This is a genomic window from Klebsiella oxytoca NBRC 105695 (assembly GCF_001598695.1).
Taxonomy (GTDB): domain Bacteria; phylum Pseudomonadota; class Gammaproteobacteria; order Enterobacterales; family Enterobacteriaceae; genus Klebsiella; species Klebsiella oxytoca.
This window is the reverse complement of the sequence record NZ_BCZK01000001.1, coordinates 1-17,572: the sequence shown is the minus strand read 5'-3', so window position 1 is coordinate 17,572 and position 17,572 is coordinate 1. Positions and strand designations below refer to the sequence as shown.

At 56.2% G+C, this 17,572-nt stretch carries 16 protein-coding genes and 1 tRNA gene; 11 read left to right on the top strand and 6 right to left on the bottom strand.

Annotation, left to right across the window (positions count from 1 at the left end; genetic code table 11):
• Window positions 1-64: 64 nt before the first annotated feature.
• The 5 genes from pdeN (at window position 65) to yejF (ending at window position 7,223) form a co-directional block, all read left to right on the top strand.
• Window positions 65-1,627: a cyclic di-3',5'-guanosine monophosphate phosphodiesterase PdeN gene (gene pdeN, locus KO1_RS00085; RefSeq protein WP_004103944.1), complete on the top strand. Its 1,563-nt coding sequence runs from the start codon at window positions 65-67 to the stop codon at window positions 1,625-1,627.
• Between the two features lie 70 nt (window positions 1,628-1,697).
• Window positions 1,698-3,503 (top strand): extracellular solute-binding protein, encoded by a 1,806-nt coding sequence (locus KO1_RS00080; protein ID WP_049593495.1) that lies wholly within the window; start codon window positions 1,698-1,700, stop codon window positions 3,501-3,503.
• A 9-nt stretch (window positions 3,504-3,512) separates the two neighbouring features.
• Window positions 3,513-4,607, top strand: a complete 1,095-nt coding sequence (locus tag KO1_RS00075; RefSeq protein ID WP_049592917.1) for a microcin C ABC transporter permease YejB — start codon at window positions 3,513-3,515, stop codon at window positions 4,605-4,607.
• A complete protein-coding gene (locus KO1_RS00070) occupies window positions 4,607-5,632 on the top strand; it encodes a microcin C ABC transporter permease (protein WP_004103948.1) in 1,026 nt (341 codons plus the stop codon). The genes KO1_RS00075 and KO1_RS00070 overlap by 1 nt, the downstream gene beginning before the upstream one ends.
• Window position 5,633: 1 nt before the next feature.
• A complete protein-coding gene (gene yejF / locus KO1_RS00065) occupies window positions 5,634-7,223 on the top strand; it encodes a microcin C ABC transporter ATP-binding protein YejF (protein ID WP_032728560.1) in 1,590 nt (529 codons plus the stop codon).
• Window positions 7,224-7,226: 3 nt separating this feature from the next.
• Here the strand turns inward: yejF and KO1_RS00060 are convergent, their stop codons facing one another.
• From KO1_RS00060 to rsuA, 3 genes are all read right to left on the bottom strand, one after another.
• Window positions 7,227-7,571 carry a YejG family protein gene (locus tag KO1_RS00060; RefSeq protein WP_004103951.1) on the bottom strand — a complete coding sequence of 115 codons (345 nt, stop codon included), beginning with the start codon at window positions 7,569-7,571 and terminating at the stop codon, window positions 7,227-7,229.
• Window positions 7,572-7,901: 330 nt separating this feature from the next.
• Complete coding sequence (locus tag KO1_RS00055; RefSeq protein ID WP_004103952.1) at window positions 7,902-9,098, bottom strand: Bcr/CflA family multidrug efflux MFS transporter; 1,197 nt, start codon at window positions 9,096-9,098, stop codon at window positions 7,902-7,904.
• A complete protein-coding gene (rsuA, locus tag KO1_RS00050; RefSeq protein WP_004103953.1) occupies window positions 9,095-9,814 on the bottom strand; it encodes a 16S rRNA pseudouridine(516) synthase RsuA in 720 nt (239 codons plus the stop codon). The genes KO1_RS00055 and rsuA overlap by 4 nt, the downstream gene beginning before the upstream one ends.
• 148 nt (window positions 9,815-9,962) lie before the next feature.
• Between rsuA and radD the strand changes: the two genes are divergently transcribed.
• Together radD and rplY are read left to right on the top strand one after the other, a co-directional pair.
• The gene (gene radD, locus KO1_RS00045; RefSeq protein WP_004103954.1) at window positions 9,963-11,720 is read left to right on the top strand and encodes a DNA repair helicase RadD; all 1,758 of its coding nucleotides are present in this window, start codon (window positions 9,963-9,965) and stop codon (window positions 11,718-11,720) included.
• A 137-nt stretch (window positions 11,721-11,857) separates the two neighbouring features.
• Window positions 11,858-12,142: a 50S ribosomal protein L25 gene (rplY, locus tag KO1_RS00040; protein ID WP_004114143.1), complete on the top strand. Its 285-nt coding sequence runs from the start codon at window positions 11,858-11,860 to the stop codon at window positions 12,140-12,142.
• 61 nt (window positions 12,143-12,203) lie between these two features.
• Here rplY and KO1_RS00035 read toward each other — a convergent pair whose 3' ends face one another.
• The gene (locus tag KO1_RS00035; protein ID WP_004103956.1) at window positions 12,204-12,797 is read right to left on the bottom strand and encodes an NUDIX domain-containing protein; all 594 of its coding nucleotides are present in this window, start codon (window positions 12,795-12,797) and stop codon (window positions 12,204-12,206) included.
• An 80-nt stretch (window positions 12,798-12,877) separates the two neighbouring features.
• Between KO1_RS00035 and KO1_RS00030 the strand changes: the two genes are divergently transcribed.
• On the top strand, window positions 12,878-13,636 hold the full coding sequence (locus KO1_RS00030) for a DeoR/GlpR family DNA-binding transcription regulator (protein WP_004103958.1): 759 nt from the start codon (window positions 12,878-12,880) through the stop codon (window positions 13,634-13,636).
• A gap of 49 nt (window positions 13,637-13,685) precedes the next feature.
• On the opposite strand, the gene yejK is transcribed toward KO1_RS00030, so the two are convergent.
• Window positions 13,686-14,693 carry a nucleoid-associated protein YejK gene (gene yejK, locus KO1_RS00025; RefSeq protein ID WP_004114145.1) on the bottom strand — a complete coding sequence of 336 codons (1,008 nt, stop codon included), beginning with the start codon at window positions 14,691-14,693 and terminating at the stop codon, window positions 13,686-13,688.
• A 178-nt stretch (window positions 14,694-14,871) separates the two neighbouring features.
• Between yejK and KO1_RS00020 the strand changes: the two genes are divergently transcribed.
• The 3 genes from KO1_RS00020 to KO1_RS00010 all read left to right on the top strand — a co-directional run bounded on the left by KO1_RS00020 (window position 14,872) and on the right by KO1_RS00010 (window position 17,033).
• Complete coding sequence (locus tag KO1_RS00020; RefSeq protein ID WP_004133900.1) at window positions 14,872-15,099, top strand: YejL family protein; 228 nt, start codon at window positions 14,872-14,874, stop codon at window positions 15,097-15,099.
• A gap of 19 nt (window positions 15,100-15,118) precedes the next feature.
• Complete coding sequence (gene yejM, locus KO1_RS00015) at window positions 15,119-16,879, top strand: LPS biosynthesis-modulating metalloenzyme YejM (protein WP_004114147.1); 1,761 nt, start codon at window positions 15,119-15,121, stop codon at window positions 16,877-16,879.
• A gap of 77 nt (window positions 16,880-16,956) precedes the next feature.
• Window positions 16,957-17,033, top strand: a tRNA-Pro gene (locus KO1_RS00010).
• 359 nt (window positions 17,034-17,392) lie between these two features.
• Here the strand turns inward: KO1_RS00010 and KO1_RS00005 are convergent.
• The coding region (locus KO1_RS00005) for a hypothetical protein (RefSeq protein WP_148719758.1) at window positions 17,393-17,572 on the bottom strand (180 nt) is incomplete at its 5' end.

The window sequence follows — 17,572 nt, the reverse complement described above, 5'->3', positions numbered from 1 at the left end:
GACAGAAAAAGCATGTTTCTGTTAGCGCATTGCGCGAATCAACCACACGGACTGCCTGGAGCCTATGCCTACCCGTCACCTCTCTCCCCGGCGAAAAATCTGGCTAACCAGCATATGCGTTGGCATAGCCGTCGCCCTGCTGGCCGGTAGCATCCAGTTTATGGTGATCTATCACAACCGCGCGGAGCGTTTCGACGTTATCATCAACAATGTTCATGCTTATCTGACGGGCTATTTTCACGATTTAGACCAGACGATTGCGGGACTACAGCCGCTGGTGAGTCAGCCCTGCGAAAATATCGATTCCGGATTAACCGCCCATGCGGCATTCAGCCCAAACGTACGCGCTTTCCTGCTGGTTAAAAATGGTATTGCGTTTTGCTCCTCCGCCACCGGTGCAATGAACACACCTTTTAACCAGCTCATTCCACAGCTGGATATCACTCAAGCGGTGGATATGGCGATCCTTCCCGGTACGCCCATGATGCCGAAAAGCGCGGCGCTGGCGATGTGGGTTCGTAGCCCGCACGGCGGTAAAGACGGCGTTTTTGTCTCGATCAATGCGAATCTGACACCCTATATACTCTACTCCTCACGGCAGAATGATTTCAGCGGCCTGGCGCTGTCCATTAAGCACACCGCGATCTCGACCTTCAGCAACAAGCTTATCGACCCGCAGACCCTGCTCTCGCCGCCTATTCGCCAGACGCAGATTGAGGGTTTACCGTTGAAAATCTATCTCTATGCTAACAGCTGGCTGGCGGAGAATACGCAGTTTGCCCTGCTGCTGGGGGTGGTGTGCGGGCTGCTGGCCGGACTGTTAAGCTATTACATTCTCACGATAAAATCAGACCCGCGAAAGGAGCTGCTGCTGGCGATCAAAAACGATCAGTTTTACCTGGTCTATCAGCCGGTGGTGAAATCAGAAACGTTGCAGATCAGCGGCGTTGAGGTACTGATGCGCTGGAAACATCCGGTGGCCGGAGAGATCCCCCCTGACGTCTTTATTAATCTTGCGGAAACCCAGCAGATCATCATTCCGCTTACTCGCCACCTCTTAAAACTGATTGCGCACGATGCGCCTGTTTTGCAGACGCTCCTGCCCGCAGGGATCAAGCTTGGGATCAATATTTCCCCCCTTCATCTGCACGCAGAGAGCTTTCAGCAGGACCTTAAGCACTTCGCCGCCGCCATGCCAGCCGACCACTTTAAGCTGGTACTGGAGATCACCGAGCGCGCGATGATCGATAAAAATCGTTCATTAGAGAACTTCGACTGGCTGCACGAGCAGGGTTTTGAAATCGCGATTGATGATTTTGGTACCGGCCATAGCGCGCTCATCTATCTGGAGCGCTTTAGCTTTGATTACCTGAAGATTGATCGCGGCTTCGTACAGGCTATCGGGACGGAGACCGTGACCTCGCCGGTGCTCGATGCCGTCATCACTCTAAGCCGCCGCCTGAAGCTCGCTACCGTTGCCGAAGGCGTGGAAACGCAGGAACAGGCGGAATGGCTGCGCGATCATGGCGTAAACTTTTTGCAGGGCTACTGGTTAAGTCGCCCGCTGACGCTGGAAGCGCTGATCGCCGCCCACGCGCAGCCGGCGAAATATTTCCCAACCCGCTAAGTGTCCTTTATTATTTGCTATCAGAGGTCAGGCCACTTCAGGCCTGTCATTGGAGGACGATACCCTGGTTATGTTTGCCCGCATCAGCCTGATACTGCTGACCTTATTTAGCCTGCACAGCCGGGCGCAAACTATTCTGACGAGCGATACGTTCGCGATTATCGGCCAGCCGAAGTACGCCGCGGGTTTTGACCACTACGATTATGTGAATCCCGCCGCGCCTAAAGGCGGCGCGATTACCCTTGCGGCTATCGGTACCTTTGATAATTTCAACCGCTACGCCCTGCGCGGTAATCCGGGTATTCGAACCGAAGCGCTATACGATACGCTGTTCACCACCTCTGACGATGAGCCCGGCAGTTACTACCCGCTGATTGCCGAGCATACGCGCTATGCCGATGATTTTTCATGGATGGAGATTACGCTCAATCCGCACGCCCGCTATCACGACGGCAGTCCCATCACCGCCAGCGATGTCGCTTTTACCTTCCAGAAGTTTATGACCGAAGGGGTGCCGCAGTTTCGTCTCTATTATAAAGGCACTACCGTTAAAGCTATCGCCCCGCTAACCGTTCGCATTGAGTTAGCCAAACCAGGCAAAGAGAACATGCTTAGCCTGATGACGCTACCGGTGATGCCGGAAAAATTCTGGAAAAACCATAAACTCAGCGACCCGCTCTCCGCTCCACCGCTGGCCAGCGGCCCCTACCGCATTACCGCCTGGCGCATGGGCCAGTACATCACCTATTCCCGCGTGAAGGACTACTGGGCCGCCGATTTACCGGTCAACCGCGGGCGCTGGAATTTCGATACGCTACGCTACGATTATTACCTTGATGACAATGTCGCCTTCGAAGCCTTTAAGGCCGGCGCCGTCGATCGTCGGGAAGAGAACGTCGCCAAAAACTGGGCGACCCGCTACGTCGGGCGCAACTTTAGCCACGGCTATATCGTTAAAGACGAATACACCAATACCTCGGCGCAAAATACCCAGTGGCTGGCCTTTAATATTCAGCGCCCGATATTTGCCGACCGCCGGATTCGCGAGGCCATCACCCTCGCCTTTGATTTTGAATGGATGAATAAGGCGCTGTTCTATCACTCCTACAGCCGCGCCAACAGCTTCTTTCAGAATACCGAATACGCGGCGCGCGATTATCCTGATGCCGACGAGCTCGCCCTGCTGACGCCGCTGAAAAAAGAGATCCCGGCCGAAGTCTTCACGCAGATTTACCGGCCGCCGGTTTCCAGCGGCGATGGTTTTGCGCGGGAGAATTTACTCAAAGCGGATGCCATCCTCAACCAGGCGGGATGGATAGTGAAAAACCAGCGGCGGGTAAACGCGCAGAGCGGCAAACCGTTACGCTTTGAGCTGCTGCTCCCCTCCGGCAGCAGCGATCGCTGGGTACTGCCCTTTCAGCACAATCTTCAGCGGCTCGGCATCGTTATGGACATTCGCCAGGTCGATAACTCCCAGTACAGTAACCGCAAGCGCAGCCGGGATTACGACATGATGCCAAACGTCTGGCGCGCGTCGCCCTGGCCCGACACCGGCCTGCAAATCTCCTGGGATTCGGAATATATTAATTCCAGCTATAACGCCTCAGGGGTTCAAAGCCCGGCCGTCGACCAGCTTATTGCGCAGATCATTCGCTGGCAGGGCAACAAGGAAAAACTGCTGCCGCTGGGCCGGGCCCTCGACCGCGTGCTGACCTGGAACTATTACATGCTGCCGATGTGGTATATGGCGCAGGATCGCACCGCCTACTGGGATAAATTCTCCTTCCCGAAGACTCGCGCGATTTACTCATCCGGTTTCGAAAACTGGTGGTACGACGCCAACAAAGCGGCCAGACTTCCCGCGGACAGACGTTAAGGAATTAAGATGGGTGCATATCTGCTCCGCCGACTACTGCTCATCGTCCCCACCCTGTGGGCGATTATCACCATTAACTTTTTCATTGTGCAAATCGCTCCCGGCGGCCCGGTCGATCAAGCGATTGCGGCGATAGAGTTCGGCGATCGCGGCGGTCTGCCCGGAGCCGGAGACGGCGGGATGGCCGCCAGCCATGCGCGTACCGGCGTCAGCAACATCAGCGACGGCCACTATCGAGGTGGGCGCGGGCTGGACCCGGAAGTCATCGCCGAGATAACCCACCGCTACGGCTTTGATAAGCCTCTCCACGAGCGCTATTTTAAAATGATCGGCGACTACCTGCGCTTTGATTTTGGCGACAGCCTGTTTCGCAGCTCATCGGTCGTGCAGCTGATCGGGGACAGCCTGCCGGTCTCTATCTCGCTGGGCTTGTGGAGCACGCTCATCATCTATCTGGTGTCGATCCCGCTGGGGATCCGCAAAGCGGTCAGCAACGGCAGCCATTTTGACGTCTGGAGCAGTACGCTGATTATTATCGGCTATGCGATCCCGGCCTTTCTGTTCGCCATTTTGTTGATCGTTATCTTTGCCGGCGGCAGCTATTTCGATCTCTTTCCGCTGCGCGGGCTGGTGTCAGCCAACTTCGACAGCCTGCCGTGGTATCAAAAAATCCTCGACTATCTCTGGCATATCACCCTACCGGTGCTGGCCACGGTGATCGGCGGTTTTGCCGCCCTCACCATGCTCACCAAAAACAGCTTTCTCGACGAAATTCGCAAGCAGTACGTCGTCACCGCTCGCGCAAAGGGCGTTAGCGAAAAGCAGATCCTGTGGGGCCACGTATTTCGCAACGCGATGCTGCTGGTGATCGCCGGTTTCCCGGCCACCTTTATCAGCATGTTTTTTACCGGCTCGCTGCTGATTGAAGTGATGTTCTCGCTGAACGGACTGGGGCTGCTGGGCTATGAAGCTACGGTATCTCGTGATTACCCGGTCATGTTCGGCACGCTGTATATTTTTACCCTGATTGGCCTGCTGCTGAATATCATCAGCGACATCAGCTATACGCTGGTCGATCCGCGTATCGATTTTGAGGGCCGCTAATGTCATTTTTCAGTCCCGTCAATCAGGCCCGCTGGGCGCGCTTTCGCCACAACCGCCGCGGCTACTGGTCGCTTTGGTTATTCTTAGTCATTTTCGCCTGCAGCCTGTGCGCCGAGCTGATTGCTAACGATAAACCGCTGCTGGTGCAGTACCGCGGCAGTCTCTACGTACCGTTATTAAAAAACTATAGCGAGAGCACCTTCGGCGGCCGCTTTGCTACTGCCGCCGACTATCAGGACCCGTGGCTGCAAAAACGGCTGGACGATAACGGCTGGGCCCTGTGGGCGCCGGTTCGCTTCGGCGCAACGACCATTAATTTCGCCACCGAAACCCCCTTCCCTTCGCCGCCGTCAAGGCTGAACTGGCTGGGCACCGATGCCAACGGCGGCGACGTGCTGGCGCGTATTCTGTACGGCACGCGCATTTCCATTCTCTTTGGCCTGCTGCTGACCTTCTTCTCCAGCGTGCTGGGGGTGATGGCCGGCGCCGTTCAGGGATATTACGGCGGAAAGATTGATCTCTGGGGACAGCGCTTTATCGAGGTCTGGTCGGGGATGCCGACCCTGTTTCTGATTATCCTGCTTTCGAGCGTCGTGCAGGCCAATTTCTGGTGGCTGCTGGCCATTACCGTGCTGTTCGGCTGGATGACGCTGGTCGGGGTCGTCCGCGCCGAGTTTCTGCGCACCCGCAACTATGATTATATCCGCGCCGCGCAGGCGCTCGGCGTTAGCGATCGCGCCATTATTCTGCGCCATATGCTGCCTAACGCTATGGTCGCCACCCTGACCTTCCTGCCGTTTATTCTGTGCAGTTCGATTACGACTCTGACCTCGCTGGACTTCCTCGGCTTCGGCCTGCCGCTGGGCTCTCCTTCGCTGGGCGAGCTGCTGTTGCAGGGTAAAAATAATCTTCAGGCGCCGTGGCTGGGCATCGCCGCCTTTCTGTCGGTAGCGCTCCTGCTGACGTTATTGATTTTTATCGGTGAAGCGGTTCGCGACGCTTTTGACCCAAGCAAGGCGGTGTAGCATGACGCAACCTCTGTTAGATATCGACAACCTTTCCATCGCCTTTCGCCAGCAGGGGGAAACCACCACCGTGGTCAGCGAGCTGTCGCTCCGCATTGCGGTCGGTGAAACCCTGGCGCTGGTGGGCGAATCCGGCTCCGGTAAGAGCGTTTCCGCGCTGTCGATACTGCGGCTGCTGCCCTCGCCGCCGGTCAGCTACCCCGCAGGGGATATCCGCTTTCACGGCCAGTCGCTGCTACACGCCGATGAACATACGCTGCGCGGCGTGCGCGGCAACCGCATCGCGATGATTTTTCAGGAGCCGATGGTTTCACTCAATCCGCTGCATACCCTCGAAAAACAGCTCTACGAAGTGCTCTCTTTGCATCGCGGGATGCGTAAAGAAGCGGCGCGCGGAGAGATCCTCGACTGTCTGGATCGCGTTGGGATCCGCAATGCGCTGCGGCGTCTGGCCGACTACCCGCACCAGCTCTCCGGCGGCGAACGCCAGCGGGTAATGATCGCCATGGCGCTGTTGACTCGTCCGGAGCTGCTCATCGCCGACGAACCCACGACCGCGCTGGACGTGTCGGTACAGGCGCAAATCCTCGCGCTGCTGCGCGAACTCAAGCAAGAGTTAAATATGGGGCTGCTGTTTATCACCCATAACCTGAGCATCGTTCGTCAGCTTGCCGATCGCGTCGCGGTGATGCAGAACGGCCGCTGCGTGGAGCAAAACGGCTGCCGGGCACTATTCTCCGCTGCCGAACACCCTTACACCCGCCGCCTGCTGGACAGCGAGCCGTCGGGCGATCCCGTGCCCCTCGCGCCGGATGCGCCAGAATTACTGCGGGCGGAAAACTTAAGTATCGCCTTTCCGATCCGCAAAGGGCTTCTGCGGCGGGTGGTCGATCATAATCGCGTGGTTAACGCCCTCAGCTTTCAATTGCGCGCGGGAGAAACGCTGGGTCTGGTCGGCGAATCCGGATCGGGCAAGAGTACTACAGGGCTGGCGCTGCTGCGCCTGATTCATTCTGAAGGCGCAATCGTCTTTGACGGCGAGACGCTTCAGGGGCGCAGCCGTCGGCAGATGCTGCCGCTGCGTCGACGCATGCAGGTAGTCTTTCAGGATCCCAACTCATCGCTAAACCCACGGCTTAACGTTCTGCAAATTATTGAAGAAGGATTGCGCGTCCATCAGCCAACGCTCACGCCGGCCGAGCGAGAGCAGGCGGTGATTCAGGCGATGCAGGAGGTCGGTCTCGATCCGCAATCCCGGCATCGCTACCCTGCCGCTTTCTCCGGCGGACAGCGCCAGCGCATCGCTATCGCCAGGGCGCTGGTCGTCAAACCGCAGCTAATCGTGCTGGATGAGCCCACCTCTTCGCTGGATAAAACCGTGCAGGCGCAAATTCTGGCGCTGCTGAAGGCGCTACAGCAAAAGCATCAGCTGGCCTATATTTTCATCAGCCATGATTTGCGCGTCGTGCGTGCGCTTTGTCATCAGGTAATGGTGCTGCGGCAGGGAGAGGTCGTCGAGCAGGGTGAGTGCGAACGCGTGTTTACCGCTCCGCAACAGGAGTATACCCGTCAGCTGCTGGCGTTAAGCTGACGGTCAGAATGGGTTGTTGCCGGAGAACGGTTCTGCAATCGCCACGCCGAAATTTTTCAGCCGGCAGGTTGCCGCGAATTCGTCCTGACGATTAACAAACAGGCACGGTTCGCCCTCGCATTCAACAACGGAACTGTCGACTTCGATGTCGCTCAGCGCCTGGCTGAGTTTATGCATAACCGGCCAGGCCTTATCGCCATCGGGGCTAAGTAATTTCAACGCCACAAGGCTATTTTCGCTCTGAGCGCCGTTTTGCGGAATCGGTTCAACTCTTGAACCTGCAAAACCGGCCAGCCAGCGATAGCTCTGCGGCAGACGGTGTACGATAGAGAGTTGCAGTGTATTCACGTGTTTTCCCCGGAAGCAAAATACTTCACAATAATTTTACAACAATACTAACACATTATTGACAATTAGTCCTGTTCCTGCACCGAAAACGCTTACACCAGCGGCATAGCCGTGTTAGTGGTTTGTAATATAAAAGTTTATAATTGTGCAGAGTGAACATCTTCGGGCTATATGTACCCGTTTCTGTGATCTAAAACAACTTTTTTATCGCAATAATGCGACTAATTGAGCGATTTGATTTTACATAAAAGAAACAAATTGCTGAACAGAGAAGCCGGTTTCGGTTGATATGTATCAAAAAAGGGGGCGATATCGCCCCCTGGAAGTCGCTTATCGTGCGGCTTTTCGCCGCCGACTGGCATAGAGGTAGAACAGAATAGAGCTGCTGGCGCAGAAGGCGATGGAAATCAGCATTGGCCAGGCCGTGGTAAAGGTCGCCATCGACAGCAGCGCGCCGACAATAGCGCCAATCCCAAAGCGGAACGTCCCAGCCAGCGAGGAGGCCGTCCCGGCCATATGCGGAAACTCATCGAGAATAACCGCCATCGCGTTGGAGGAGACCATCGAAACGCAGCCGATGAAAGCCGCCACGCCAAACACCAGCGCCCAGAAGCCGACGTCAAACAGCGCGCACACCACCATCCATACCGCCATCGCAAACTGGATCCACAGCCCCGCGCGGAACATATTCAGCGCCCCAACCCGCCGCACAAACCGGCTGTTGATCATAGTCATGACAAACAGGAAAACCACGTTCAGCGCAAAATAGTAGCCAAAGTGCTGCGGTGAAACGTGGTTGATATTGATATAGACAAACGGGCCAGCGCTCAGAAACGAGAACATCCCGGCAAAGCTAAATCCGCTTGCCAGCATATAACTCAGCACGCGCTTATGGCGAAACAGGGTGGCGAAGTTGCCAAGCGTAGTGCGAATATGAAATTTCTGTCGCCGTTCCGGCGGCAGGGTTTCGCTAATGAAAAATGCGATCATCGCCGACGCTAACAGGGCCGCCAGCGCGAGGATCCAGAAGATCGCATGCCAGCTAAACCATACCAGCACCGCTCCGCCGACCATCGGCGCCACCAGCGGCGCAACGGTGGTGACCAGCATGACGAACGACATCATCCGCGAGAACTCTTCCTTGGGATAGATATCGCGCATCAGGGCGTTAATCACCACGCTTGCCGCTGCGGCTGCCAGGCCGTGGAAAAAGCGCATGGTAATCAGCATATCGATAGTCTGCGACAGCGCGCAGGCCACCGCCGCCGCGGCAAAAATGAGCGTCCCGCCTAGTATCACCGGTTTACGGCCAAGACTATCCGCCATCGGGCCATATAAAAGCTGGCCCAGCGCAAAGCCCAGAATATAGGTACTGAGCGTCATCTGCGCGCTGCCGTCCGGCACATTAAACTGGGCCGCAATCACCGGCAGCGCCGGAAGATACATATCAATCGACAGCGGCATTAACATGGCCAGCAGGCCAAGAATAAACACAATCCCTAATGAAGAATTCTGCTTTGCCGTCACGTTTTACTCCGCGCATGTTGGCCACCGACGCTGGCGACTTCTTCTGCCGTCAGCGGACGATATTCACCCGGCGCCAGCGAAGCATCCAGCGCAATGTCGCCAATGCGTTCGCGATGCAGGCCAACCACATGATTCCCCACGGCGGCAAACATCCGCTTAACCTGATGGTAACGCCCTTCGCTAATGGTCAGGCGGACTTCGGTCGGTGTCACCACTTCCAGCACCGCAGGCCTGGTCAGCTCTTTCTCATTATGCAGCTGAACGCCTTTAGCAAACTGCCCGGCAGTGGAGTCATCAACCGGATTTTCCAGCGTCACCAGATAGGTTTTTTCGCAATGGTGGCGCGGAGACGTAATGCGGTGCGACCACTGACCATCGTCGGTCATCAGCACCAGACCGGTGGTGTCGATATCCAGACGACCGGCAGCATGCAGCTTGTGCGCCACCGGCTCATCGAGGAAATAGAGTACCGTCGGATGATCCGGATCGTCGGTAGAACAAACGTAACCCTGCGGCTTGTTGAGCATAAAGTAGCGCGGGCCGTTCTGCTGAACCAGCGTATTGCCGTCATACTCGACGTCATGCTCCGGCTGAAGCTTGAAGGAGGAGTCTTTTACAATTTCGCCGTCCACGGTAACGCGGCTGCCGCGGATTTCACGCCCGGCAATAGCCCGACTAACGCCAAGTTGCTGAGCGATAAACTTATCAAGTCGCATGAGATTTTTTTAGCCTGTACAAGTGCTGGAGCGGGCAACGCGCCCGAAAAAGAAGAATTTCATGGGGTAGTATAACGGGCTATTAACACCACTCAAGGGAAAAGATTCGTGGCATACTATTCGCGAGTTAATTAACCGCCATAAATTCATGACATTTACATTACGTCCCTACCAAAAAGAGGCGGTCGACGCCACGCTCGCCTGGTTTCGCCGCCATCATGAACCTGCCGCGATTGTCCTGCCAACAGGCGCAGGTAAAAGCCTGGTCATTGCTGAACTCGCACGCCTGGCGCGCGGTCGCGTGCTGGTGCTGGCGCACGTAAAAGAGCTGGTGGCGCAGAACCACGCCAAGTATTGCGCGCTCGGTCTGGAAGCGGATATTTTCGCCGCGGGCCTTAAACGGAAAGAGAGCCACGGTAAAGTGGTCTTTGGCAGCGTGCAGTCGGTAGCCCGTAACCTTGACCAGTTTCAGGGGGAGTTCTCGCTGCTGATCGTCGACGAGTGTCACCGCATCGGCGACGATAATGACAGCCAGTATCAGCAGATTATCAGCCACCTTCAGCAGGTCAATCCGCATCTGCGCCTGCTGGGGCTGACCGCAACGCCGTTTCGCCTGGGTAAAGGTTGGATTTATCAGTTTCACTATCACGGCATGGTGCGCGGTGATGAAAAAGCGCTGTTTCGCGACTGCATTTATGAACTGCCGCTGCGCTATATGATTAAGAATGGCTACCTGACGCCGCCGGAGCGGCTGGACATGCCGGTGGTTCAATACGACTTCAGCCGTTTACAGGCGCAAAGTAACGGCCTGTTCAGCGAAGCCGATCTGAATCACGAGCTGAAAAAGCAGCAGCGCGTCACGCCGCATATCGTCAGCCAAATCGTTGAATTCGCCGAAACGCGCAAAGGGGTGATGATTTTCGCCGCCACCGTTGAACACGCCCGTGAAGTGACCGGGTTGCTTCCGCAGGGCGAGGCGGCTCTTATCACCGGTGAAACGCCGGGGCCGGAGCGCGATCGCATCATCGAAGCGTTTAAAGCGCAGCAGTACCGCTATCTGGTTAACGTCGCGGTGTTGACGACCGGCTTTGATGCGCCGCATGTCGATCTGATCGCCATCCTGCGCCCGACCGAGTCGGTGAGCCTTTACCAACAGATCGTCGGCCGTGGCCTGCGCCTGGCGCCGGGTAAAACTGACTGCCTGATTCTCGATTACGCCGGCAATCCGCACGACCTGTATGCCCCTGAAGTGGGAACGCCGAAAGGAAAAAGCGACAACGTACCGGTCCAGGTTTTTTGTCCGGCATGCGGTTTCGCCAATACCTTCTGGGGAAAAACTACCGCTGACGGCACGCTGATTGAACACTTTGGCCGCCGCTGCCAGGGCTGGTTTGAGGATGACGAAGGCCATCGTGAACAGTGCGATTTTCGTTTTCGCTTTAAAAACTGCCCGCAGTGTAACGCGGAAAACGATATCGCCGCCCGCCGCTGCCGCGAGTGCGATACCATTCTGGTCGACCCCGATGATATGCTGAAAGCCGCGCTGAAGCTCAAAGATGCGCTGGTGCTGCGCTGTAGCGGTATGGTTCTTCAGCACGGTGCGGATGACAAAGGCGCCTGGTTAAAAATCACCTATTACGATGAAGATGGCGCGGATGTTAGTGAGCGCTTCCGCCTGCATACGCCCGCCCAGCGTACCGCCTTTGAGCAGCTCTTTATCCGACCGCATACCCGAACGCCGGGCGTGCCGCTGCGCTGGATAACGCCTGCCGATATCCTCGCCCAGCAGGCGCTTCTGCGCCACCCGGACTTTGTCGTTGCCCGCATGAAGGGGCAATACTGGCAGGTCCGGGAGAAAGTGTTTGATTATCAGGGGCGATTCCGCCGGGCCAACGAACTGCGCTAATCGTCCTCAGGACTGAGGTTTTGGTTGCTGCAAAAACGCAGGGCGGCTATAATGCCGCCCGCTTTTGCATTCGCGAAGCAGATAATCTGCCTGCTGCTGGGTCGCCTGTAGCAGGATTTATATATAGAGAGACATCAATGTTTACTATCAACGCAGAAGTACGTAAAGAGCAGGGTAAGGGTGCGAGCCGCCGCCTGCGTGCAGCTAACAAATTCCCGGCCATCATCTATGGCGGCGAAGCTGCGCCAGTAGCAATCGAACTGGATCACGACAAAGTGTGGAACATGCAGACCAATGCAGAGTTCTACAACGAAGTTCTGACCATCGTTGTTGATGGCAAAGAAGAGAAAGTTAAAGCTCAGGCTGTTCAGCGTCACCCGTTCAAGCCGAAGCTGACCCACATCGACTTCGTTCGCGCTTAATCGCTCGCTGAAAGTTGTATGGCAAACGCCCCGCTCCGCAAGGTTCGGGGCGTTTTGTTTATTAGGCGAGTAGCGTTGAGGCATTCAGCTCGAGATGCTGCAACAGCATAATCGTTTTCGCATCGACGATTTCTCCTTCGCGAATAGCCTGCAGCGCTTTTTCCAGCGGCCACTCCAGCACTTCGATATCTTCTCCCTCCGTCGCCAGGCCGCCACCGTCGCTGTGCCGATCGTCGGCAGAGTATTCAGCGATGAAAAAGTAAAGCTTCTCCGTCACCGAACCGGGACTCATGTAAGCGGTAAATACCGGCTCGATCCGGGTGACGCGAAAACCGGTCTCTTCTTCGGCCTCGGCAACGATGCGTTCTTCCGGAGAAGCGTCATCCAGCAGTCCTGCGGCGGCTTCGATCAAAAACCCATCATGACCGTTAATCCATACCGGAAAGCGAAACTGACGGACCAGCACTACCGTTTGCTTTTCACGATTGTAGAGCAGGATCACCGCGCCGTTGCCGCGATCGTAAGCTTCCCGACTCTGCTCCTGCCAGCGCCCGTCACGGCGCAGTAGTTCAAAGGTATATTTCTTGAGCGTGTACCAGTTGTCCGATAATAGCGTTTCGCGGATATGGCGAACGCGCGGTGCGTCAGCGTGCATGTTTTTCCCCTTTTAGGTGACAGCGAGCAACATAACATGCATAATCGTGCACAAACAAGATCACTCATGAAGGTATTTTGATGCTTGCCAGCCAGAGAAAACAGCAGATTTTGCAGATCCTCGCTGAGGAAAAACAGGTGATGTCAGGCGATCTTAGCCAGCGCTTCAGCGTCTCAGAAGACTCTATTCGCCGGGATCTGCGGGAGCTGGCAGCGGAAGGCAAACTGCAGCGCGTGCACGGCGGGGCGCTGCCGGTATCCGAAGCCATCGCGCCTATTGAAACAAGAAAGAACGTGCAGATGGCCTCAAAGCTAACTATTGCCCAGCGCGCGGTTGAGCTTATTCAGCCCGGTCAGGTGGTGATTATCGACGGAGGCACGACTACCGGAGAGATGGTGCGCCTGCTGCCCGATAACCTCGCGTGTACCGTGGTCACCCATAGCCCGGGAATTGCCGTCGCGCTGGTGGAGAAACCGCTTATCGAGGTGATTTTGATCGGCGGCCGGTTGTTTAAGCATTCGGTGGTCAGCGTCGGGGCTGCGGCCCTGGAAAGCATTTCCCGCATCAATGCCGATCTGTTTTTCATGGGCGTTACCGGCGTGCACCCGCGGGCGGGATTAACCACCGGTGATTATGAAGAAGCGGGCATCAAGCGCGCGCTTGCGGCACGGGCAGCCGAAACGGTGGTGATGGCGTCGCAAGAAAAGCTGAACTCCGCTTCGGCCTTTGCTATCGGCGAGCTGGGGGGCGTCAGTACGCTGATCGTGGATACGACTCTCGACGAGGCGCTGCGACAGCAGCTAACCCTGAATGGGGTGGAAATCCTCTACGCGCTGTAGGGCAGGTCTGACGCTAAAAAAATCCCGACTCACGTCGGGATTTTGCATTTTAATTTCCGCCAGAAGTGCGGCGCTGCAGCTGATCGCGCAGATTCGGCGGCGTGCCTTTAATGGTTAAGGTATCCGTAGCCGGATCCCAGAACACCCGCTCGCCCAGCAGCATAGCGTCAAAGTTGATAGTTAACCCGCCGCCGCTGCCGGCAAACTTGGTTAACTGACGCAAAGTGCTGCGATCCGCCGGGAAGCTCTCTTCCAGCTCGTAACCTTGCTCGGCGGTAAATTCCTGGAAGGTCTTCTCGCTGACGCCAGCCAGCTCTTTGGACAGCGATTCCAGTTCGATTTCCTCACCGGCCTGCAGCTGTTCGTTGCAGTAGCTGTATACCTGCTGACGTACGTTCTGACGTTCAGATTTGTCCAGCTGCGCATCGGCGGCGAAATCATCCAGCGCCTGCAGCAGGCCGCGATTTTGCGCTTTCGCATTCAGCCCTTCGCTGGCGCCGAGGAAGTCCATGAAGAAATCCGCCACTTTGCGCCCTACCCGCCCCTTCAGGAAGGTCAAATAGCGCGTTGACTCCGGGTTGGTTTCCCATTCGGTTAAATCAATACGCGCCACGATGTCAGCGTGATTGATATCCAGATAATGGGTAGAGCTGATATCCAGCTCTTCGTTGACGCGCATGCTGCTTAAGTTATTCAGCACCGCCACCATCAGGTATTCCACCGCCAGATAGCGATACTGGCAAAACAGCACGATCCCGCCTTCAGCAAAAGGGTATTTTGCCAGTTCGTCACGCAGGCGCCCGGTAGCGGCGCGGCTGAACGGCAGGAACTCTTCTTCGCCTTTACGCTGCCCGCGCAGCGCCTGCGCCAGCTCGCTCTCTTCAGTAAACAGGCCATAGGCTTTATTTTTTGCGCTGTAGACACGATGCAGCTCAGCCATCATCTCAACAACCGTCGCCGTCGGCTCCAGCAACGATTCGCGCAGCACCAGTTCCAGATTTTGTTCATCACGTTTGATTAACTGATGCAGGGCAATCTGGTCGATATCCAGACTCATGTTAAACTCTCCTTTTAGACCGGGCGGTATTCAACCACCGCCGGGGCGACGACGCAACCGCCGCGTGACTCTTTGCGAGCGAAGCCGCGCGCTTTTGCGTCGTGGCGAAAAAATGCGGAAAAAAAGCTTCTGCTACGGTAATATGTTGCCCTTTCACGAACAAACAGATTTTGAGTTTATGCCGCAATTATCCCGCTATAGCGATGAACACGTCGAACAGCTGCTCAGCGAGCTGACGAGCGTTCTGGAAACACATAAAGCGCCCGTTGACCTTTCACTGATGGTATTGGGCAATATGGTGACTAACCTGATTAACAGTAGCGTCGCGCCGGCGCAGCGTCAGGCCATCGCCCGTTCTTTTGCCCAGGCGCTGCAGTCATCTATCAACGACGATCCAGCGCACTAAGGATAACGAACAACAGTATATGGTGACTCTTCGTCAGCCCTACCGAGAAAAAGTCTCCCAGATGGTCAGCTGGGGACACTGGTTCGCCCTTTTCAACATGTTGTTGGCTATGGCGCTCGGCAGTCGCTATCTGTTTGTCGCCGACTGGCCAACGACGCTTGCCGGGCGCCTTTTTTCGTACGTCAGCCTCGTTGGTCACTTCAGCTTCCTGGTCTTTACCAGCTATGTGCTGATTCTTTTCCCGCTAACGTTTATCGTTGTCTCTCAGCGCTTAATGCGCTTTATCTCGGTGGTTCTCGCGACCATCGGCATGACGCTGCTGTTGATCGACAGCGAAGTATTCACCCGTTTCCACCTGCATCTTAATCCCTTTGTCTGGGAACTGGTCATTAACCCCGATCAGAACGAGATGGCGCGCGACTGGCAGCTGATGTTTATCAGCGTCCCGATCATCTTCCTTCTGGAAATGCTCTTTGCGACCTGGAGCTGGCAGAAACTGCGCAGCCTGACGCGCCGCCGCCACTATGCCCGGCCCGTTGCGTGGTTCTTCTTTATTTCTTTTATCAGTAGCCACCTGGTCTATATCTGGGCGGATGCCAATTTCTATCGCCCGATAACCATGCAGCGGGCCAATCTGCCGCTTTCCTATCCAATGACGGCGCGCCGTTTTCTGGAAAAACACGGCCTGCTCGACGCGCAGGACTATCAGCGCCGTCTGGTAGAACAAGGCGCGCCGGAAGCCGTTTCGGTGCAGTACCCGCTTAGCGAACTGCGTTACCGCGATCTCGGTACCGGTTATAACGTGCTGCTGATTACCGTCGATAATCTTAACTACTCGCGCTTTGAGCAAAACATGCCAGCGCTGACCGGCTTCGCGAAAGAAAACGTTAACTTTACCCAGCATATGAGCTCCGGTAACACTGCCGACAGCGGCATGTTTGGCCTGTTCTATGGTATTTCGCCGAGCTATATGGACGGCGTCCTGTCAGCGCGTATCCCCGCAGCGCTGATTACGTCGCTGAATCAGCAGGGCTACCAGTTGGGCCTGTTCTCTTCTGACGGTTTTAGCAGCCCGCTGTACCGCCAGGCGCTGCTGTCCGATTTCTCGCTGCCGGCGGCGAAAGCGCAAAGCGACGAGCAGACGGCAAACCAGTGGATAAACTGGCTGGACCGCTACGCCCAGGACGAAAACCGCTGGTTCTCATGGGTTGCGCTCAACGGCACCGCTCTGGATAACGGGCAGCAGCAAAACTTTGTCCGGCGCTACGCCAGCGCCGCTGGCGCGGTCGATACGCAAATTGGTCGCGTGCTGAATGCGCTGCGCGAAGCGGGCAAGCTGGACAACACGGTAGTTATCGTGACGGCGGGCCACGGTATGCCGCTGAACCCACAGCATGACGCGTTTGGCTGGTCGCGCGAAGAGCTTCAGGTTCCGTTGGTGATCCATTGGCCTGGCACCCCGGCCCAGGAGATCGCTACGCTGACCGATAATAAAGACGTGATGACGACGCTGATGCAGCGCTTACTTCACGTCTCCACACCGGCGAATGAGTATTCGCAAGGTGAAGACCTGTTTAGCGCCGCCCGCCGCCGCGCCTGGGTTACCGCAGCCAATAGCGATACGCTGGCTATTACCACGCCGAAGGTTACCGTCGTGCTCAATCACAACGGTACCTACAGAACATGGAACAGCGACGGCGAGAAAATTAAAGATCAAAAACCGCAGCTCAGCTTGCTGCTGCAGGTGCTGACCGATGAAAAACGCTTTATCGCTAACTGATTGATTATTTATAAATCAATCAGTCATTTCCCGGCTTGCATTCGCCCGGGGAACGGGTAATATTGTTCCCCACAAATCGGCACGTAGCGCAGCCTGGTAGCGCACCGTCATGGGGTGTCGGGGGTCGGAGGTTCAAATCCTCTCGTGCCGACCAAATAATCCCAGTAAAACCAGCCTTTTAAGGCTGGTTTTTTTATGCCTGTTTTTCGAGCGGGGTGAAATTGGGGTGTTTCGTTCAGCGCAGAGGCTTACAGATACTGCCGCCGTTTCAGATAGCGAACAAGCCCCCTGCTACCGGACATACATTCGTGGCATCGCGCTCCGGGCATCTGCTGAAAGATTTTCGACATATCAAGCCGATCGTTTCCCGTCAGGATGTAAATGCAGTGACGCGCCAGTTGAGAGAATGCGCTGCACGTTGTCCAGTATCGGCAGACCTGGCTGATGACTTCTTCTTTCTTTTTTATTTCTGTCCAGCGTCAGGCGCTACGATCGTGGCCGCCGCCGGGTTCATTATTCACTCACCTTCCCCGCGTCGTATTCCTCTTCATCCGTGCGGCCGGCTGCCGGGACACCGGCGCTGAATATCTGCGCCGGCAGCCTGAAGTTGCGCAGTTTCAGCAGCGCCAGCGGACCGTCGCCCAGCTCCGTGCGCAGCAGCCACTGCAGCTGCCGCCTGTCCGGCGCGGTGAC